General features: G+C 38.2%; 20 protein-coding genes and 1 pseudogene. 4 read left to right on the plus strand and 17 right to left on the minus strand.

Annotated elements, in window-relative coordinates; translation table 11 throughout:
- Nucleotides 1–651 precede the first annotated feature (651 nt).
- The 3 genes from AC4IFT_RS02410 to AC4IFT_RS02420 form a co-directional block, all read right to left on the minus strand.
- Nucleotides 652–882, minus strand: coding sequence for a putative hemolysin (locus tag AC4IFT_RS02410; protein ID WP_490750536.1), 231 nt, complete (start codon nucleotides 880–882; stop codon nucleotides 652–654).
- A 518-nt stretch (nucleotides 883–1,400) separates the two neighbouring features.
- Entirely contained in the window at nucleotides 1,401–1,610 is a 210-nt protein-coding gene (locus AC4IFT_RS02415) for a hypothetical protein (protein ID WP_490732527.1), read from the minus strand.
- Nucleotides 1,611–1,961: 351 nt separating this feature from the next.
- Nucleotides 1,962–2,381, minus strand: coding sequence for a hypothetical protein (locus AC4IFT_RS02420; RefSeq protein WP_490732523.1), 420 nt, complete (start codon nucleotides 2,379–2,381; stop codon nucleotides 1,962–1,964).
- 1,209 nt (nucleotides 2,382–3,590) lie between these two features.
- Between AC4IFT_RS02420 and AC4IFT_RS02425 the strand changes: the two are divergent.
- Nucleotides 3,591–3,890, plus strand: a pseudogene (locus AC4IFT_RS02425) (helix-turn-helix domain-containing protein); the annotation flags it as partial.
- 127 nt (nucleotides 3,891–4,017) lie between these two features.
- Here AC4IFT_RS02425 and AC4IFT_RS02430 read toward each other — a convergent pair.
- The 7 genes from AC4IFT_RS02430 to AC4IFT_RS02460 form a co-directional block, all read right to left on the minus strand.
- Nucleotides 4,018–4,407 carry a hypothetical protein gene (locus AC4IFT_RS02430; RefSeq protein ID WP_490732521.1) on the minus strand — a complete coding sequence of 130 codons (390 nt, stop codon included), beginning with the start codon at nucleotides 4,405–4,407 and terminating at the stop codon, nucleotides 4,018–4,020.
- A gap of 54 nt (nucleotides 4,408–4,461) precedes the next feature.
- Nucleotides 4,462–4,989, minus strand: a complete 528-nt coding sequence (locus tag AC4IFT_RS02435; protein WP_490732519.1) for a hypothetical protein — start codon at nucleotides 4,987–4,989, stop codon at nucleotides 4,462–4,464.
- Nucleotides 4,990–5,100: 111 nt separating this feature from the next.
- Nucleotides 5,101–5,457, minus strand: coding sequence for a hypothetical protein (locus AC4IFT_RS02440; protein ID WP_490750537.1), 357 nt, complete (start codon nucleotides 5,455–5,457; stop codon nucleotides 5,101–5,103).
- Nucleotides 5,458–5,755: 298 nt separating this feature from the next.
- A complete protein-coding gene (gene ycgN / locus AC4IFT_RS02445; RefSeq protein WP_490732515.1) occupies nucleotides 5,756–6,196 on the minus strand; it encodes a cysteine cluster protein YcgN in 441 nt (146 codons plus the stop codon).
- A gap of 20 nt (nucleotides 6,197–6,216) precedes the next feature.
- The gene (locus AC4IFT_RS02450; RefSeq protein ID WP_490732513.1) at nucleotides 6,217–6,873 is read right to left on the minus strand and encodes a fumarylacetoacetate hydrolase family protein; all 657 of its coding nucleotides are present in this window, start codon (nucleotides 6,871–6,873) and stop codon (nucleotides 6,217–6,219) included.
- Nucleotides 6,874–6,893: 20 nt separating this feature from the next.
- Nucleotides 6,894–7,982 carry a lytic murein transglycosylase gene (locus tag AC4IFT_RS02455; protein ID WP_490750539.1) on the minus strand — a complete coding sequence of 363 codons (1,089 nt, stop codon included), beginning with the start codon at nucleotides 7,980–7,982 and terminating at the stop codon, nucleotides 6,894–6,896.
- A gap of 49 nt (nucleotides 7,983–8,031) precedes the next feature.
- The gene (locus tag AC4IFT_RS02460; RefSeq protein WP_219248329.1) at nucleotides 8,032–8,301 is read right to left on the minus strand and encodes a YcgL domain-containing protein; all 270 of its coding nucleotides are present in this window, start codon (nucleotides 8,299–8,301) and stop codon (nucleotides 8,032–8,034) included.
- Nucleotides 8,302–8,430: 129 nt separating this feature from the next.
- Here AC4IFT_RS02460 and minC point away from each other — a divergent pair, with 129 nt between their 5' ends.
- The 3 genes from minC to minE are packed head-to-tail and all read left to right on the plus strand — an operon-like array spanning nucleotide 8,431 to nucleotide 10,259.
- On the plus strand, nucleotides 8,431–9,132 hold the full coding sequence (gene minC / locus AC4IFT_RS02465) for a septum site-determining protein MinC (RefSeq protein ID WP_490750540.1): 702 nt from the start codon (nucleotides 8,431–8,433) through the stop codon (nucleotides 9,130–9,132).
- Nucleotides 9,133–9,155: 23 nt separating this feature from the next.
- Nucleotides 9,156–9,971, plus strand: coding sequence for a septum site-determining protein MinD (gene minD, locus AC4IFT_RS02470; protein WP_490732507.1), 816 nt, complete (start codon nucleotides 9,156–9,158; stop codon nucleotides 9,969–9,971).
- A 3-nt stretch (nucleotides 9,972–9,974) separates the two neighbouring features.
- Nucleotides 9,975–10,259, plus strand: coding sequence for a cell division topological specificity factor MinE (gene minE, locus AC4IFT_RS02475; protein ID WP_206084203.1), 285 nt, complete (start codon nucleotides 9,975–9,977; stop codon nucleotides 10,257–10,259).
- A gap of 95 nt (nucleotides 10,260–10,354) precedes the next feature.
- Here minE and AC4IFT_RS02480 read toward each other — a convergent pair whose 3' ends face one another.
- The 7 genes from AC4IFT_RS02480 to rnd all read right to left on the minus strand — a co-directional run bounded on the left by AC4IFT_RS02480 (nucleotide 10,355) and on the right by rnd (nucleotide 18,962).
- Nucleotides 10,355–11,131 (minus strand): energy transducer TonB, encoded by a 777-nt coding sequence (locus AC4IFT_RS02480; protein ID WP_490750542.1) that lies wholly within the window; start codon nucleotides 11,129–11,131, stop codon nucleotides 10,355–10,357.
- Nucleotides 11,132–11,181: 50 nt separating this feature from the next.
- Complete coding sequence (locus AC4IFT_RS02485; protein ID WP_490750543.1) at nucleotides 11,182–13,317, minus strand: TonB-dependent receptor domain-containing protein; 2,136 nt, start codon at nucleotides 13,315–13,317, stop codon at nucleotides 11,182–11,184.
- A 218-nt stretch (nucleotides 13,318–13,535) separates the two neighbouring features.
- Nucleotides 13,536–14,192, minus strand: a complete 657-nt coding sequence (locus AC4IFT_RS02490) for a TonB-dependent receptor plug domain-containing protein (protein ID WP_490750544.1) — start codon at nucleotides 14,190–14,192, stop codon at nucleotides 13,536–13,538.
- A gap of 18 nt (nucleotides 14,193–14,210) precedes the next feature.
- A complete protein-coding gene (locus AC4IFT_RS02495; protein ID WP_490750545.1) occupies nucleotides 14,211–15,623 on the minus strand; it encodes a surface lipoprotein assembly modifier in 1,413 nt (470 codons plus the stop codon).
- A 90-nt stretch (nucleotides 15,624–15,713) separates the two neighbouring features.
- On the minus strand, nucleotides 15,714–16,466 hold the full coding sequence (locus AC4IFT_RS02500) for a Slam-dependent surface lipoprotein (protein WP_490750546.1): 753 nt from the start codon (nucleotides 16,464–16,466) through the stop codon (nucleotides 15,714–15,716).
- 388 nt (nucleotides 16,467–16,854) lie between these two features.
- On the minus strand, nucleotides 16,855–17,595 hold the full coding sequence (locus AC4IFT_RS02505; RefSeq protein WP_490750547.1) for a Slam-dependent surface lipoprotein: 741 nt from the start codon (nucleotides 17,593–17,595) through the stop codon (nucleotides 16,855–16,857).
- A 245-nt stretch (nucleotides 17,596–17,840) separates the two neighbouring features.
- Nucleotides 17,841–18,962, minus strand: a complete 1,122-nt coding sequence (rnd, locus tag AC4IFT_RS02510) for a ribonuclease D (RefSeq protein WP_490732833.1) — start codon at nucleotides 18,960–18,962, stop codon at nucleotides 17,841–17,843.
- Between the last annotated feature and the right edge of the window lie 84 nt (nucleotides 18,963–19,046).

Genomic DNA, 19,046 nt, shown 5'->3' on the forward strand with positions numbered 1-19,046 from the left:
TTATCATTGTTTTTGATATAAGATAAAAAAGCCAATCAGTTAGCATAAAAAACAAACTGTTTTATATCAATTTTCATGTTTTATAACCATATGAAAATCATCATGATTTCTTAAAACGAACAGTATCAAAAAATAAGATATTACCCCTCATTTTTAGCATTAGGAATATTCCTAATTTACGCATATAGTGTGTAAGAGTGTGATCTACCACATTAAACACATCAAAAAAAGACTACAAAACAAGCAAGTCCGTACTCTTAATATCATCATAACGTTCTTATGCATGTTCAATTCGTACAATAAGACCCGTTTTTACCTCTATTCAATAACATAAAATAGCTAACTATATTTTAGTATTCTTTTTTGAACATAATGAGACAACACTCCATAAAAATATTTTACATCAATAATTTATGATAGTTCGATCAACCGGGATATCAAAAGCAATATGAAACGATAAAAATATCGCCATAGAAACTCTTAATGCCCCCACAAAAGTTTATACTCAGTTTTATCAAAACTAGTGAATAGATAGCGGTACTACTGTTATCGGTCAATAACAGAAAAAGGTGAGTACAAAATGATTTATTTTTAGCTAAGACAAAGCAAAAACCCAAAAAGGCTTTTGCTTTAGGAGAAAGGCTAGAAAATTTATTGCTGATCTCTACGGTATAAGGCCCACTCTTCTACTTTCTCACCTGAAGGTAATGTGCAAATACCTACTTGCCCTTGTGCAGTGTCAGTAATTTTAGATGTTCCGCCTAATTTCTCACAGTAAACCGAAGCTGGATTAGCCATTCCAATAGGCTTCGTTTCAGTGGTTTCTTTTGCGCTACACCCCACAATTAAAACCAAGGCTGAAAATACCAGAATATTTTTCATATACACCCTTATTTAGGTTAAGTTGGTTTATTTTATTCCAACCAGATAGCCTGAGCAATATTATAGTGGTCAGATTCCGGCCTAACATCATAATGAGGATATAACAAACCCTCATCATATACTTTTCACCATTTTATCTGGATAAAATCCTATAGCTGCGTTGCAATCTTATTTAATTGGTTGAAAATTATTTTTTCGAGGTGTTACAAAGAAGAAACAAAGGGAATACAACAGAACAAATCTAACCAACTGTTTTTATTGTATATAAATTTGATATTTTGAATGTATTGATTTTACAAAAAAGAAATATAACAAAACACAGTGAAGTTGAACCACTTTTTTACAGAATGTCATTATTTTATTGGTTATGATGAACGCGAATAACAAATCATGTAAGTTCAGCCCATTTCACGATGGGCTATTTTTTTCAACGTTCTCTAGAATTACTTGCCAATACTCCTATAATTAGCCTACTCAGCGCGACAAGTATCTAAATCATGAGTAATTACTGAACCAAATTATTTCTTCTTACGATTATCAAAAAGAACAATTAAAACCCCTAAGCAAGCAACAACAAAGCTGCCTATGATGTAATTTTGCCTATCAAATGCAAGACCTGCATCTTTTACATTCTCACCATAGACGATGGGAATACTTACATCCATATTATAGGATAGAAAAGCAGTAATGAGCCCAATAATCGTTAAAACGACACCAAACGTTTTCATTCTGTTCCCCTTAGATTACCTTAATTTAGGATATGTTAACTAACAATCTTAATAAAAGCAAAATTGCTTTCCTTTTCTGTTATTTTTTTCTAACAATGAAATTACAATAAACTAACAATTATATTAAATTCGATTCGTAATATTATTTGTTTGCAAAGCCATAACACGAGGGAATAGTTAAAAAGCATAATTAATCATTAATGCGTGGTAGCTTAATTTCTCTAAAAGTGGGGAGTGTGATGATGAAAATAAGATATCTAATAATGTAATTAAATCAAGAGCAGGTAAAGATGCTTCCATTTGAGTACCTATACATATAAAAAATAAAGCCACAACCTTTTATATCGAGCCTTATAGTTCAACTATTGAAATTTCATTAACGCAGCGTTGCTGCCAGATTTTCTGAAAATCCTCTTTGGGTATCATTTCACCTTCAAAATCGAATAAAGGAAACGATAAGATATTTTTTCCATTATGATCTTTTGCAACTTGGATAATAAATTTTTCATAATGGTAAGGAGCTTCATCTTTGAACGTAAACACTTCACCACAAACATTACCGACAATATTATGTGGGGAGTTTGGGGCTGCAGCATAAAGTTTTACATTTCTAAATTCTGTTGCTTTAGGTTGATACATAAAATTTGTCACCATCAACTTAGCTTGAGCAGTCACATCAAGTTGAGGATTAAGATTAAATGAAACACCCAGTACAAATGCAAAAAGGACTAGAATTAAAAAGCAGAGTATACGAAAAAAAATTGCAATCACAATAAAAAACCACTTGCTGAAAACATGACTAAAATTTACCTCTAATATGATAAGAGAGCAACTCACAGCGATAAAACTATTCAATTTTTAAACGTTTAAAAAAAATGATTTAATAACGGTCAAAAACACCATAATCAGGTCTTTCTCCACGCATAATAGCTCGCTGCTGCTCATGAACAGCTTCTCTATCTATTCTTTTTTGCGTCGAAGTACGCGAGTCCTTATGCGATTTAGGCCATGTGGGCTTATTTGGTTCATAAGTTGGTGCTGAAGAACACCCTGAAATAAGAGTAAAACAAATAACTACCAGTAAAATTTTCATTCTAATATGACATATCTACCCAAATAAGGATGCAACTTAACAAAATTATTGGTTAATAACAATTTTATTACGTATATCTACGCATTAAAAAATAATCAATCAAACTTTAATGAAACAATATTGTAAAACATGTAAAACTTTGTTAGCTTATTTTACTGTATATTTAACTTTAAATTAACCAAGTATATATACATAAGTAAAATTAAAGGAGTAAACCCTATGCTAACAAAATATACTTTATTTATTGGGTTCTGGTCGATTCTAGCACTGAGTGTTGGGATCCTTACTTCTCATATCTAACACACAGGAAAGAATCTTCTTCATTGATGGAGAAAATTTTTAAAGCTAAAAAGCGTGCCTCTAACATTTCAAAAAAGAGGCACGCCTCTTACTAAAATACCCTGCTCTGCTCTGCTCTGCTCTGCTCTGCCTAGATATTCTCAGGAGTACTACAGCACCAGCAACGATAATTTAAAAATCAGAAATGGGTCTATCGTACCAACAGCGATAAAACCACTTAACACTAAAGGGAAAAGCATAACAGTAATCACATTAAACCTTCCATTTGCGAATGCATTGTAAATGAAAAAACATCAAAACTATTTGGCCAAGAAAATCCTATTCCTTTCTCCCTTTAAATTATAAAACAAGAAACAGAGATTGCTATATTCTCACGTCAGTGCTGGTTTATACGCCTTTCGAAAGAAAAATTACCATAACCATCATAATTTTTACTTCCTCGCCACAGCCAGCAACTGGTTGAACTATCCTTTTCAACCTTAGCTAACATTTTTTTTTGAATAACTCAATATCCTTTATTTGAGCTATAGTTTTTATCTTTTTCATCATCTTTAGTATTTAAATATCATGACACTTTAGCTAGCAGGTTAACAAGAAAACGAGCTGAGCTTGGTTACACTCAAGATTGGGTAGCTAAGTTAACAGGGATTGCTCCTGCTCAAATATCAAGATACGAATCTGGTGTAAATAAACCTCGTCCAAAGACAATTGCAGCCCTTGCGGAAGTGCTATCTGTTCCATATGAGTGGTTAGCTACTGGGGATGAAACTAATTTCTCCATAGATGCACCAAAGGCCGAAAAGGGAAACCGACCATTGGTTTCATTTCCCCACAGGCGTATACGATGCGCTTATGGCCCAAGCAGAAGAAACTGGAAAGACATTTAACAAGGTAGTTTTACAGAGACTGAAACTATACCAAGAAATGGTTGAGCGCGGGAGCATCCATGAGGATGATGATATACCCAACAAAAAATAACCACCTAGCCCAAGGACGGGCTAGATATATAGTTGCTCAATCAGGTTTTCTACCGTTTGCATCTATTAGCTTCCATATGCCATTATTGTATTGGAATGTCATGGTAAATTGATTATTTACTTCCTCAGACCAGTAATCCAATATTGCAGAGTTATCTTCTATATAAATAACTGACAAGTTATGAGGAAAGTCAGGCTCTTTGTCGATGTTGTAAAAGTACCTTTGAACTTGATTGTCAAAATTAGGAATATTTCTGCTAATTTCAACTATAAATCCCTTCAAGCTTTCAAAGTTGACGACTTGCTCTGGTTCTAAACCAATAACAATATCGTTCTTTATTGATACAGTAACCTCATCACTATCGAGAACAATATCGCTTTCAGTGGCAATAAAGTCATTTTCGTGATACCTGTTTATCCTTTTCATCTCACCATCCCATCAATTAGTTTCAGTAATGTTAGCGTACCGGGAGTGCAAATTCTATTCGCCGTCTAGTTTATAAAAGGTGTAACCAATTACGCCTGCAAAAGGAACCTTTGTTACTGCAAATTCAACAGAGCCATAATTTGTCTTTATAATTTTCTTCATGCTTTTATTTTCAAAATCACGGCAGGATTTTTTAAACTCTGTTAATTGCGCCGTATCGATACCTAGACTTGATAAATAGTTAATCTCTTTAGGTATGTTGCCACAATCACTCTTTTTAAATTCGCTCACAGGATATGAGTTCACAACTGATATTAGCCTGTTATTTTTAAACGTCAGCATGGCATTACTAGTCCATGGCATGAAAGGTTCTTGGCCCTCAAGGAAGAAATCTATCTCACACGCTTTATACCCACCCATGCTTTTGCAATTACTTAAATCAATATCTTCAACTTTCTCAACGTCTTCAAAACGTTGTCCCCACTCCAAGCCAAACGGGGCTTTTGCTTCAGTACTTGCCTCTATTGCATACCCATTAAAACAAGCAAGTGTTAATAAACCTGCAATAATTCCCTTTTTCATACATCACCATATTTTAGTTAAGTACGTGAATACTAGGATAGATGCAGATTTCAGACAATAAAAAACCTGCCGAAGCAGGTCAAGTTGGATGAAAAACTCTATGTTACTCGCTTACTCATACGAGGCATCCAACTGCACCCCTCTTGCATTTCCATCTTTAATCTCACAAATAACTTTTTGTGCCTTTAATGGCATCCACACAGTTGATTCATAAACTTCATTTTCAATGTCACGCTCGACTGTAATTGGGTATTCTGAGAAACTAACAGACCTACTTACTACTCTTTCCTTACATGACTTAATATCCCCCATCTCTCCACTACCCGTTTCTTTGTATGCTGAAACTGCTGGGTATTCTTTACTATCTATCATCTTGTGTAATTGTTCAGCTGTATATTCCTTTCCTTCACTTGCGTATGAGCCAAAGGATAATAGAGCCACGGTAGCTGTTAGCAATAATTTTTTCATTAACTTCCCTATCTAATTTAAGTTAGTTTAAGTAATGCTATTCTATTAGGTGATACTTTGCAGTCAGAAATAGACTAAATAACCAATGACACATTAAATTCAAGCAATAAAAAACCCACCGGAGTGGGTTGGTTTGAATTAGTTATTTGTTTACGCTTTATATACAGTATATGGAAAATGGATGTCTGATAAAAATGATAGTCAGATAGCATTACTAAACCAAAGTTTTGAAGAAAATGCCCCCACTCATGCCCCAAGCGTTAAATAGATAATAACTTAACTGAATAAAACCAATGAGTTAACCCCTACCCTTTGGCTTATTCATGATGTGGTCTTCCCAATCGACCACATCAATTTCCCTGACGGCAATGTGACGCACAGATATACCTTCATTGTGCATTGCGGCTTTGGAACCCGTTTTTAACGGGTGCCAAGCAGGTAAGGTTTTTCCTTCAAGTAATAAGCGATAAGCACACGTCGTTGGTAGCCACTCAAAAGTTTCTAAATTATAACGATTGAGTTTGATGCAATCCGCTTCATATTCGAAGCGATTTTCATAATGCTTGCACTGGCAGGTTTTTAAATTTAATTGATTGCAAGCCACATTGGTGAAATAGATTTCATCAGTATCTTCATCCATTAATTTATGTAAGCAACATTGCCCACATCCATCACACAAAGATTCCCATTCATCATCTGTCATTTCATCTAGTGTCTTAACCTGCCAGAACTGCGACATAATACTTATTAATCCTATACTTAAATAACTCGAGTAGTCAGCGAGTGGTCATTAATCGATAGCTTTAACATATCACCAGAGGCCAATGGACCGACACCTTCTGGGGTCCCTGTCAAAATGACATCCCCTGCACGTAATGTGAAGAAGCGGGACATATAGCTAATAAGAGGTAAAATCGGGGTGATCATATCACGCGTTGAGCCTTCTTGGCGAATTTCCCCATTAATTTCCAGTGATAGCTGAACATTTTGCAGTTCACTTGGATTATTGACAGGAATAAACCCAGAAATTGGGCATGAGCCATCGAATGCTTTACTTTTTTCCCAAGGCTGACCCGCTTTCTTAAATTTTGCCTGTAAATCACGCAATGTTAAGTCCAGTGCAACAGCATAACCGGCAATAGCACGGGAAACTCGGTCTTCATCCGCATTTTTTAACGGCATACCAATCAGGATTGCCATTTCGACTTCATGGTGAACCTCGCCCAAATCTTTTGGAATAACAATTGATTGAGTGATATCACAAAGTGCGGTTTCAGGTTTGATAAAAATGACAGGCTCTTCGGGTACTGCTGAGCCCATCTCTTTGATATGCTTGGCATAGTTACTACCTACACAAACAACTTTGTTTGCTGGAAAATCAAGTAAAGCACCTTGCCAGTCACGATGTTGATACATAAGGGTAACTCCTATTATCGTTATTGTATTTTTTGAGCGATGCCATCGGCCATCAAGCTAACACTCAATGCAAAATAGTATGAGCGGTTCCAATGCATGATGGTGCGAAAGTTCTCAGTCACTAAAAATGTTCTACCTTCAGGATCATCCGGAATAACAACCCATGTTTTTACATCCGGTGATAGTTGTGCAAATGCAGGTAATTTAACCCCTAATTGCTGCCAGTCACTGACGGTTTTACCTTGCTCTGCTTTAACGCCTTCTAGAGCTCGGTTAAAGTCCGCCGGCAAACTGACTTGGTAACCCCATGGTAATTGGGATTGCCAACCTTCTGTTGATAAATAATTGGCGATTGATGCGAAAACATCCGCTTTATTATTCCAAATATCCATTTTCCCATCACCATCACCATCTGCCGCATAGGAGAAATAGGATGTTGGCATAAACTGGCTTTGACCCATCGCACCTGCCCACGAGCCTTTTAATTGTTGGTCTTCAGGAATATAGCCCTTATCCATTATCTCAAGCGCCGCCAGCAATTGCTTGCTAAAAAGCGCTTCACGACGTCCCTCGAAAGACAACGTGGCGAGTGCTGAAATGACATCTTCCTTGCCTTGTGAGCGCCCAAACCCACTTTCAAGTCCCCATAGTGAGACGATGAATTGTGGTGGAACACCATATTTTTGGCTAATTGAATCAAGTAGTGCCTTGTTTTCAATATACTTATCATATCCCGCATTAATACGTGATTGCGGAAGAACATTTTTTAAGTAGCTGGCTAATGTGACAGTTGCTCTTTTTTCAGGCTGCCCTTTATCCGCTTTTACCACGCGCTCTATAAAATGAATATTGGCGAAACCACGTTCAATCGTAGCGGGTTTGATCCCTTGCGCAATAGCATGTTCTTTCAATAATTCCACATAAGCAGGGAATTGCGAAGGTTCACGCTGTTCAATAGGAAACGCTTTATCAAGTGCAGCAACTTCTTGGATAATCGCGGCATTTTGTTCTGCCGTAATCGGTTGAGCTGCAACTGTTTCATGTTGTTTTGTCGAGCAACTTGCTAAAAGCAAACCAGCGACTAATGTATATAATAACGTTGGTTTCATTCGTATCCTCCAGAACACTCAAGTTTTTTCAGGTTTTTCTTAAATTGCTTTAAATATTAAGCTCTTTATGTTCTGAAAGTAGATCCTCCACTGGAGGCGGGAATTGTAAATAATAACCAACTTCTTGTAAGTCAGCCTTAACTCGCGCCAAGTCAGCATTAGCAAGCTTTTCACGCTTATCTAACGCAATCACCATGGCGAATTGAGGTGTTCCAAATTGGGCTAATAACTCTTCAGGAACGCGTGAAAAATCATCTTTCTTTTCAACATAAAGATAGGTTTGCTCACGCTTAGGGCTTCTATAAATTGCACAAATCATTATATTTAACTCTTTTTCTTAGTTCATTAGCTTGCTTGAAGAATACAGTAACTATAACATGCTATTGTTTTACAGAATATCTTCGCCCGAGGATTGTTTCGGAAATTTTAATTTGCTGAGTCTAGATAGATGCCACAATCGCCAATAGAACTTAAAGGCAGCAGTTTTACTCTTTCAGTTATTCACTTACACAGTGAAGAGCCTAAACTCATCAAAAAAGCGCTGCAAGATAAAGTAAACCAAGCCCCTGATTTCTTTAAAAATGCTCCTGTCGTTATCAATATTGCAGAATTAACTGCACAGGCAGATTTATACAGCATTCATAAATCTGTGGTTTCTGCGGGATTGCGCATTGTTGGGGTTAGTGGGTGTACAGACCCTTTATTGCGCCAAAAAGCCAATGAAGCTGGCTTACCGATATTAAGTGAAGGTAAAAGCCAGAAACCTGTTGAAATTCAGACTGAGGCAAGTGTTGCCGCAGTCCAAAATGAGCCGGTTTATCGTAAGACTCGAATTATCAATACCCCTGTTCGTTCTGGGCAACGTATTTACGCACCAAATAGTGATCTTATCGTCACAAGTAACGTGAGTGCAGGTGCAGAACTGTTAGCAGATGGTAATATTCATATATATGGTGTGATGCGGGGTCGTGCCTTAGCAGGTGCTTCTGGTGATACGGAAAGTCAGATTTATTGTATTCATTTGCAAGCAGAGTTGGTCTCTATTGCAGGTGAATATTGGCTGAGCGATCAAATCCCTGCTGAATTTCTCGCCAAAGCAGCTAAACTTCGTTTAGTTGATAACAAACTTAACATCGAATATTTAAATTAGACCTTATTTACAAGGAATTATTCATGGCACGCATAATTGTAGTGACTTCTGGTAAAGGTGGCGTTGGTAAAACCACTTCAAGCGCGGCCATAGCAACTGGCCTAGCACAAAAAGGGAAAAAAACCGTCGTAATCGATTTTGATATCGGTCTACGTAACCTTGACCTCATCATGGGGTGTGAACGTCGGGTTGTCTATGACTTCGTCAACGTTATCCAAGGTGATGCAACGCTAAATCAGGCCTTGATTAAAGATAAACGTACCGAAAATCTGTTTATTTTACCTGCTTCGCAAACGCGCGATAAAGACGCACTAACCCGTGAAGGCGTTGAAAAAATCCTTGATGAGCTCAGTGATAGCCTTGGCTTTGATTTTATTGTTTGCGACTCACCTGCGGGTATTGAAAGCGGTGCATTAATGGCGCTGTATTTTGCTGATGAAGCGATTATTACCACCAACCCAGAAGTGTCTTCAGTTCGTGACTCTGACCGTATTTTAGGCATCTTAGCCTCTAAATCACGTCGTGCAGAAAAAGGCCAAGACCCAATAAAAGAACACCTTCTACTGACGCGTTATAACCCAGGTCGTGTTACTCGCGGTGATATGTTAAGTATGGAAGATGTGCTGGAAATCCTTTGCATTCCATTAATTGGGGTTATTCCAGAAGATCAATCTGTCTTGCGCTCATCTAACCAAGGTGAACCTGTTATTCTAGATAAAGAATCTGAAGCAGGCCAAGCTTACGACGACTGTGTCGCGCGTATTTTAGGTGAAGATCGCCCTATCCGTTTCATTGAAGAAGAGAAGAAAGGCTTCTTAAAACGCCTATTTGGGGGGTAAATAATGGCTTTATTGGATTTCTTTCTGTCGAGAAAAAAGACGACAGCGAATATCGCAAAAGAGCGATTACAAATCATCGTTGCGGAACGCCGCCGCGGTGATAGCGAACCCGCATATCTTGCTGATATGAAACGTGATATTTTGCAAGTCATCTGTAAATATGTTCAAGTTGACCCTGAGATGCTCTCCGTACAATTTGAACAAAAAGACGATGATATTTCTGTTCTTGAGTTAAACGTCACGCTACCAGAAGGTGACGAAATTAAAACCACAACAACAGAAAAATAATTCGCAAAGAAGCCGCTATGTTGTATGGCGGCTTGCTTTTACGTTAAATATTCCTCCATTCTTTGGCGCCAAGCGCCAACGTTCACCTATTGGTTTTATTTATCTAAATTAAAGTGGATCACTAAGCTTACTAACGGAGATACACCCGCAGGCCTTTCCCCTACCGATTTATACTGTTTTGTTGCATCAAGCACCGCCTTTCCCAATATTTCACTGCGCTCAGATTTAACTATCGTGGCATTCACCAAATCACCTTGTTGCGTAATTTGAAAATGCACCACAACAGCACCTTGAATTTGCATCGCCCGTGCTCGCCGTGGGTATTGTTTATGGCGTTCTAATTCATTGCGCACTTTGGCTAAATATGCGAGCCGAATATCCGTAATATTTTCCCCCGCAACTGAATTTTTCTGCGTCCCCGATTCACCACTGGCGACAGATTCAGCTTGGCTATCCCCCAACTTTGCTTGCTGCTCAATTTCATCAGTTTGGTCTTTTTTTACTTTTTCCTCCGTTTCAATGCGTTTTTTAGGCTCAATCTTGCGCGGTTTCTCTGGCTTTGTGGGGTTAATAGGCTTTTTAGACGATTGACCGTCTTTGGCTTTCTCACTGCGCGCTTTAGCTACCTCAATAACGGCTTTATCGACCTCAATAGGTGAATGAATTGCCCCGCCACTGTCCTCAACAATCTCCTCCACCTTAGCGATATGTTTCTCAATCACTGCTTGGGTCACTGCGATGGCGATAACCGGCGCATTTATTGGCATCATGATTTTGCTCGAATCACTGTGATTCAATATGTGGTAATACACCAGCCCACCATGCAGTGCTAAAGAACCAATTATGGCAAATAGAAAACGTGAATTCGTCATTTTACATTCCAATAAAAAGCCCCTTATACCGAGGTACAAAGGGCTTGCAGTTAGAATTTGCTGGTCACACTAAAGCGGAAAGCCCGCCCTGGTGCTGGCATCATGCTGCGCGTCAGTGGGTCAATGTAATATTCATCCAGAAGGTTTGTTGCAATAAACTCCAACGATAGATTTTTATTCACATGGAAATTTGCGTAAGCATCCGTCGTAAACACCGCATTCCAACGCATTGGGCTGTTATTTAACGGCATAAATTGATACGGGTATTTATCCATAAATTCCGCTTCGTCTTCATTTTTGGCCGTGCTGTGATAACGCATACGGCTGCCAACTTCTAGTGTTTCATCTAAGAAACGCAGACCAAAATTGGCATGGATGCTGTATTTCGGCTGTAATTGAGTACGCAAATAACCACCGGGGAAACCTGCGGTTATGCATTCAGAGCCCCCAAATTCATTTTTAGGGTCCATCAACATAAAATTGACTTGGTCACACACCTCATTTTTTAAGCGGTAATCAATGCCAATATCACCAAAAACAGCCCCGTTATCGTAACGGGCAAGTAGCTCTAACCCTGCCGTATTGTGTTTATCAACTTGGGTAAAGTTTAGGTCCATATCCCGATCAAAGGCATTCGCCACTACGGTACTATAGTAATTGACTCGTAAATCGGCGTGGTTTTGTGCATTCAATAACTCTTGGAAATTACGCACATAACCCAGCTCTATGGTGTGGCTGCGCTCGGGTAAAAATGTGGGGGCAATATAGTTATACACTGAGCCTCCAGAAAAACCGACAGTGCTTTCAAAAATGCTGGGCATTCTGACCGTTTCTAAATAACGTGCAAAAATACGGTCATTTTCTGTCACATAAATAGTTGCCCCTAATGCAGGTGCCCACGCAGCGTCTTCCTTTCTTTTTGGTGGTCTAAACCGTTCGTCACCCGTGAATTTAATTTCATCCCAACCATTTTGTGCATCCCTAGCCCTGTATTTTAGGGCGGTAAGCTGTGTGACAGGGTCAACAACCGTTTCTTTTAAATCTATTTCGCCGTTATAAAAAGGGTTATTTTTACGGGTAAAGCGTTTATTTTCATCCGCCTGCCATTTAACTATTCGGTTTGCTTCTAAAATTCGAAACTCCAAGTCTTTTTTATCTCCCCTTCCACGCCAAAACGTTGCATATTCTAAAGAACGAGCTGGCATGCCTAATGCTTCTTCAACCAGTTTTAATCTATCAAATGTTCTGTCATCTCTTAGTTCTTCAAATGTCTGCCCTTTTCTATTAACGTAGTTCTGAATTTTTTGGTACTCTTCAGGTGTCAGTACACGGGATAACTGGAAGTTTCTTGCCGTTTTTTCACTATTTAAGGCAAACCGTTCATCTTTGGCTGCCATTCGCCTTTCTTTTAAGGTATCTTTCGACCAATAGCTAATGTATTGTGCCCCTGCATTAAACTTTAACCAATCTGTGGGCTGCCAATCCAACCTAACTGCGCCGTTATATTCCCTGCGCTGGCCTTCCCGTGGAACGGCTCTAAACATGCCTGATTTAGGGGTCGTGCGTGAGCTATAAACATCAACTCGGCTGTCTATACGCTCATCAATTAAATTGCCCATCAATGTTAGGCTAAAGTCTGGGGCAAGCTGGAATTTATTCGAAAGTGAGACACCGTGGCGGTTATTCAGCTGACTTAATTTAATGCCATCGACTAATATTCCATCAATATTGGGGTCTCTTGGTTTGTTCTGGCTCTTAAACTCATACTGCCAATCTCTATCAAAGGGCTCTCTCGGCTGCCCTCCAGCTGTATTTGAATTTAAATCTGTTCGAGTTAACCAATAACTTAAACGAAAATCCACCCAATTATGCGTCTCTGGCTTAAATGCATAATTTGCATAAAACGTATTTAAGGCGAGGTTAGCTAAAGGCCATTGGACCACTTTGCCATTCAAATCATGGTAGCGGATTTTGGATGGCATTATCTCGCCATAATGACTGCCCGTTCGGTAATAGCCAAAGGACACATCTTGCCCGTGAGGCAACATAAAATTTAGCTTGGCTAACCATGTCGACATTTCCGCTGAAGTATTACTGACCTCTTTATTTGAACCATAAACTTTAGCCGCGAAAGGAATATAAGGGTCAATCTGTTTTTTGCCATAATTGCCGTTATAGGTAATCATCTCTTCATCATATTGCTCCGCCCCACGGCTTCCCGCAAAATAATTACCTTGATGGCGAACACTGTATGCCAGCGTAATATTGAATTTGTCTTGCCGTGTTCCAACGGCAATACGTGCTGCGTTATCTTGTAAATTAAAAAAATTGGCACTGCCCTTAGCGTGTGGCTTAACTAATATCTCTTGGTCTTGAAAATAAATACCACGAAATGTTTGATAATCTAAAGAGTCAAAAAAAGTTTATCGTCGCGGTAATCTATACCATGGTTTAATGTACCAAGCCTTGGCTTAGTGGTATTACTGCTGGTTTCTAATTTAATATCAAAACCAAATTTGTCATCAGGGTTGACTACATCATCAATACCTATTGTACTGATTGCAATGCCGCCCCCTGTTGATGTGCGCACATCACGGTCTAATGTTGCGCTTTTCATTACCAAAATACTGCTAATCATATTAGGGTCGATATAATTACGGTTGTTCGCCCCGTTATAGCCCCGCCAAACTGTGATCGCTTGCTCCGTGCCGTCAACGGTCACAGGAACCCGCCCTTGCCCTTGTATCCCACGGACATTCGGGTCTAATGCGCCACTGTTACGTGCATCACCGCTGTAAACACCAACGGCATGGTTAATGGTATCCGCGGGGTTGGTGCCTTTATAACGTTCCACTTCCTCTTTACCAATATAGATGTTTGATTCATCTTTATCGTACTGTTCATCCGCCTTTTTTTTATCCCGCTGTTTGATCGTATTGGCTTTGTCATTAACCTGAATGGCACCAATATCTTCACGTAGTTGTGCAGATAATACGCTTGGCATACAGCATAAGGATAACCCTGTCGCAATATTGATTGCTATTACTGTCTTTACTTTCATTAATCCTTCCGGTGAAAATTAGAATCGCTTAATAAAATTGACACCGACTTCACTTTGCTTAAAAGAATAAATAACATCCGCTGTGCTTTTGTTTAATTGATTATTAAAATAGATAGATGGAGTAAATTTAAAGATACTTTTATTTCTGAGTGATAACTGTGTATTTAAATACCAATTATGGTCTTCCCTTTTAACATTAATACTTCTGTCAAAGGACTTAAACTGCGTATTCTTATACCCCGTACTTATTAATAGTTCGAATAGATCATAATACTTTAAAATATCAGCTTTAACGCCCTGTTGTTGATAGCTGTCACTGGATAACCTTTTATCCCTATTCTCGCCATGAAAGCTTAATGATAATACTGTACTTGGGGTTATTATATGTCGCCCCATTAGAAAGTAAGACACTTCAAGGCCATCATTAAAATCATAATTAGCAATATGGTAACTTTTATCGACTGATAAATAACCGGATAATGATACTTGTTCATCTAACGAATAGCCTATTGCCGATTTAATACCGACACTTGCATGTCGAAATTGGTTATCACACCAGTGTGTTTTGAACACAGGGAATAACTCCACTTTTTTAACGTCATCCTCAAACTGATACCCCCCACCAATAAATAGGCTATTTCTCCGACTTGTTATATCTTTCATGGGCTCGATACCAGAACCACCCAGTAGCCATTTGCCCGCATGTTGCTGGTATATTGGGTATCGTTTGGAAACGTCAACGCTATACTGCCATTTCCCACCTGCTATCGGTTTACTCCCACTGCCCATACAGATTCGATAAGCACAATGTTGTTTATTTTTATTTGATGCCTCATTTAAATTCAAATTATAACTGGAACCAAACTTGATTGCGCCTTGCCAACTGTTTTTATTCTGTAAGTAGGTTATTTGCTGATTAACAAATCTTTCTATTCTTATCGGTAATTTATTTTTGTAACTAAGCCGTATCCCTTGGTATACCGATAACGCGTCTTGGTCGCGTTTAATATCAAATAAAACCCGTGCGAGTTTTAATTCAACAGCGAGTGTATTTGGTTTATCTTCCAATATTTCTTGATAATACAATATTGCCTTATCATAATTTCGTTTTATTATTTCTTTTTCGGCGAAAATAAATTTCACCAAGTTTTTATCATGCTGTTGATAGCGTATATATTCATTAATTATTGCATCAATTTTTTTTAGCTCTTTTTTACGCAGGAAATCATAAAGGAGAAAACCCATTTCGTCGATGTTTTTTTGATTATTTTCTTCTAAATAATGAGAGCGTTGTTGATTGTGATTATTTGCTTTATTTAAAATATCAACAAAAGGTTTTTGTTTTTCAGGTTGAGAGAAAACAAAAAAAGACAAGCAAGATGATAAAATCATAATACAAAAATTAATTCCAACTTTAACAATATTAAACATATATAGTTTACCTTTATAAAATAAAAAGTAGGCAACGCATTGTGCCTACTTTTTACTCTTACATATTTAACAATGGTTATTTAGCAATAATTAATTCGCTTTTTTGCCACCAAATGCGGTGTCTAACTCATGATTATCTTTGAATGAGGTGATACCGGCGACGTGCTCCGCATTATCCCCAAAGAATTGTCCCATGCTATGCCCTGAAATAGAATCATGGGAAATGGCTTTAGCTGTTCCTGCAAACTTACCATCTTCAAGAATGTCCCCCTCCATGGATTGCTTTAATTCATTCCCCTCCAGTAAGCCCTCATACGACTTCTGACCAAAGTCGACATTAAAGGTACCTGTTAACTTACCTTCACCATCAAATTGGTTAACCCCCTCGATGTTATATACTGCGCTTCCATTGGTGGGAACCTCGGTACTCGCATTGTTACCTGAAAAATAAGCGGTATGTGTGCTATCGCCATTTACCCCAGTTTGCGACCAATCCCCATAATAGATTTCGGCATCTGCAACTTGGCTAAATTGGAATTTACCCATATTGACATGGTGGCCGCCGCTGCTTTCTAACTGATACACATCATCAGGTTTTTGCGTGGACATCATCTTCAAACCTGAAAATGCGATTGTCTTACCATTATGCGTACCGCGATAACCGATACCCGGTGCACCCGCAACTCCACCATGAGGCCCCCCCATTGCCTCAGTTTTATCGATACGAATATCGACAACACCGTCAGTATAACTTTGGCTTTGTTGTGATGTGGCCTCTGCAAATACACTGGTAGAAGCCCCTGATAATGACGCCATTAATACAACTAATGTTAATTTTTTCATTTGTATTTCCTTATTTAGGATATAACGAGGTAAATCCTCATATTAATGACTAACTCTCTTTAGTCATTCCATTAAGCCGAGATCAAGTATATGAAAATGATTTTCATTTACAAATAGGTTAATTATAATTTGAATTTAAATAATTAATTCACAGAGAGTTTTATTTTATTTTTATTTCAATAAATTACTTTATATCCCGCATAGTATTAATGGGTATAAATTAAAATTTAGAGTTAGTATTTTACTTAAATAGATAAGTTTTTAAGACTAAGTTCATTTTGAAATTTGGAATTGGTTTATTAATAATAAGGATTCAACATACCTATCTTTTAAAATAAAAATGGGCAAGTATTATTCGCCCATTGAATATAATTAATTTATCTATAACTTAATTTTTGACGCCACCAAATGCTGTATCGTATTGGTGATTTCCTGCAAAGCTAGTAATACCTGCGACCTGTGCAGCATCTTGCCCAAATAACTGTCCAGCACTTATGCCTTCGGCTTGGTCATTAGCAAGTGCAACACCTGAAAATTTACCGTTCTCACCAATTTCACCACTAAATTTGATGTTAGCCAGTTGCCCATCCAATGTGCCTTCGTACGTTTTTTGTCCAAAATTAACCAAGAATGTGCCGGGCATTTTACTGCTACTTTCATACTGGTTAACACCACTGATTGTATAACTGGCTTGGCCTTCTATTGGGATATCGTTGCTTATTTCTTTACCAGAATAAAACGCGGTGTGCTTTGAATCCGCTATATCGCCGGTTTGAGACCAATCCCCATAATAGATTTCGGCGTCTGCAACTTGTGTAAAATTAAACCTACCTATGCTGCCGTGATAATCTTCTGCTTTATCTATGATATAAACACCATTAGCTGCTTTAGTGGCTTTCTCTTTTAGCTCTGATAATGAAATTGTGATGCCTTCTGTCACGAAACGATAACCTAAACCGGGGTCACCCTCTTTCACGTCCCCGCCACCTTCATACTGTGTTTTACCAACGTCAATGTCTGTCTTGCCTTGGTTATAACTTTGGCTTTGTTGAGATAAAACATCAGCCATTCCCATTGCAGGTAAAAATATAAATGAAGCAACTGATATTACGGTTGATACTTTCGTCATATACTCATCCTTTTCTATAATCAGATTGATACTATTTCAGGCTAACCTCTGTTAGCTTTTCAATTAAATCGAATCGAGTATATTAAGGTGCACCTAAAATACAAATATGCCTTTCATTATTTATTTTTTAATAATTTATATAATCAAATTGATAGTTATATGAAAACCAATAAGAATAAAAAATAAAAAAAGGAATAACGTTAATTATTCCTTTTTTGGCATGCCATTTTCAGACTAAATTTAAATCACAAGCTCGACAATAATTTAGTAAGTGGTTCAGCCAGTAATTTACCGCGCCAACCTGCTAATAATTCAGGTGGTGTGCTGGAAGACTTAATCCCCCAATGAATAGATAATAACTGATTTATTTGGCGTCTTGATGCTAATAACTCTGCATTAAACTTTTCATTTTCAGCAATATCTTTAACTACGGCTTTAATTTCTTTAAAGACATTTTTATATTGGCTTTGTTCGGTAATATTCGCCACTGGTGCTGGATATTGGCTTGCATCTAGCTTCTTAGCTTGCTCAACAATGCTCAGCAAGCGCTTGCCATGGCAACGAATTTCTTGCCCTGTCAAACCAAGGTTATCTAGCTCGCCAAGGGAAGTCGGTAGGAAATGAGCAACTTTCCATAAATGTTCTTCTTTCACCACAAAGTTAATTGCCATATCCCGTGCTTTGGCTTGGTTCAAACGCCAATCAGCGAGCAGTTGTAAACAAGCAAGTTGCTCGTCACGTAACTGCCACGCATTACGGATATTTAAGTACGCTTTTTCTGGTTTCAGCGCTTTTTGGCGACGCGCAACTACACGCTGGCATTCATCTTTCGCATCGTCTAAATACCCTGCTTCAGTAACCTTCTGCATGAGAATTTCAGCTAATGGCAATAAATACAACACATCCGCAGTGGCATAGTCACATTGTTTCTCACTTAACGGACGTGCTAGCCAATCTGTCCGTGATTCACTTTTGTCCAGCTCAATACCAAGGTGCTCTGCAACCAATGACGCAAAGCCACATGAAATTGGGTACCCTAAAAAAGCCGCAACGATTTGAGTATCAATCATAGGCTCTGGTACACAATCAAAATCGTGCATAAACACTTCAAGGTCTTCACTACCAGCGTGTAAAAATTTAAGCTGATTTGGATTCATCAGCAGCGCTTTAAAAGGGCTGAAATCTGATATTGAAAGTGGGTCAATCAACGAAACTTGCTTTCCATCATACAACTGTAGCAAACCTAATTGAGGATAGTATGTTCTTGTACGAACAAACTCAGTATCCAGTGCAAGCCAAGGTGCATCGTTAGCTTCTTGGCATATTTGAGCGAGTTCGCTATCTGTGGTCACTAAACGATAATTCAAAACACGTTTCTCTTTGTCTATTTTCAGTACAGAGACGCCGGTATAAACCGGCGTCATCTATTCGTTATATTTATACATTCTAAA

Source organism: Providencia sp. UF-183, from assembly GCF_058246155.1.

Coding starts and splice junctions, on each gene's coding strand:
- AC4IFT_RS02410 (WP_490750536.1), bottom strand. CDS start 882: ATGAAAAATATTCTGGTATTTTCAGCCTTGGTTTTAATTGTGGGGTGT.
- AC4IFT_RS02480 (WP_490750542.1), bottom strand. CDS start 11,131: ATGACGAATTCACGTTTTCTATTTGCCATAATTGGTTCTTTAGCACTG.
- minC (WP_490750540.1), top strand. CDS start 8,431: ATGCCACAATCGCCAATAGAACTTAAAGGCAGCAGTTTTACTCTTTCA.
- AC4IFT_RS02450 (WP_490732513.1), bottom strand. CDS start 6,873: ATGTATCAACATCGTGACTGGCAAGGTGCTTTACTTGATTTTCCAGCA.
- AC4IFT_RS02495 (WP_490750545.1), bottom strand. CDS start 15,623: ATGTTTAATATTGTTAAAGTTGGAATTAATTTTTGTATTATGATTTTA.
- AC4IFT_RS02500 (WP_490750546.1), bottom strand. CDS start 16,466: ATGAAAAAATTAACATTAGTTGTATTAATGGCGTCATTATCAGGGGCT.
- AC4IFT_RS02490 (WP_490750544.1), bottom strand. CDS start 14,192: ATGAAAGTAAAGACAGTAATAGCAATCAATATTGCGACAGGGTTATCC.
- AC4IFT_RS02460 (WP_219248329.1), bottom strand. CDS start 8,301: ATGATTTGTGCAATTTATAGAAGCCCTAAGCGTGAGCAAACCTATCTT.
- AC4IFT_RS02440 (WP_490750537.1), bottom strand. CDS start 5,457: ATGAAAAAATTATTGCTAACAGCTACCGTGGCTCTATTATCCTTTGGC.
- AC4IFT_RS02430 (WP_490732521.1), bottom strand. CDS start 4,407: ATGAAAAGGATAAACAGGTATCACGAAAATGACTTTATTGCCACTGAA.
- ycgN (WP_490732515.1), bottom strand. CDS start 6,196: ATGTCGCAGTTCTGGCAGGTTAAGACACTAGATGAAATGACAGATGAT.
- AC4IFT_RS02505 (WP_490750547.1), bottom strand. CDS start 17,595: ATGACGAAAGTATCAACCGTAATATCAGTTGCTTCATTTATATTTTTA.
- AC4IFT_RS02415 (WP_490732527.1), bottom strand. CDS start 1,610: ATGAAAACGTTTGGTGTCGTTTTAACGATTATTGGGCTCATTACTGCT.
- AC4IFT_RS02485 (WP_490750543.1), bottom strand. CDS start 13,317: ATGATTACCTATAACGGCAATTATGGCAAAAAACAGATTGACCCTTAT.
- AC4IFT_RS02435 (WP_490732519.1), bottom strand. CDS start 4,989: ATGAAAAAGGGAATTATTGCAGGTTTATTAACACTTGCTTGTTTTAAT.
- minD (WP_490732507.1), top strand. CDS start 9,156: ATGGCACGCATAATTGTAGTGACTTCTGGTAAAGGTGGCGTTGGTAAA.
- AC4IFT_RS02455 (WP_490750539.1), bottom strand. CDS start 7,982: ATGAAACCAACGTTATTATATACATTAGTCGCTGGTTTGCTTTTAGCA.
- minE (WP_206084203.1), top strand. CDS start 9,975: ATGGCTTTATTGGATTTCTTTCTGTCGAGAAAAAAGACGACAGCGAAT.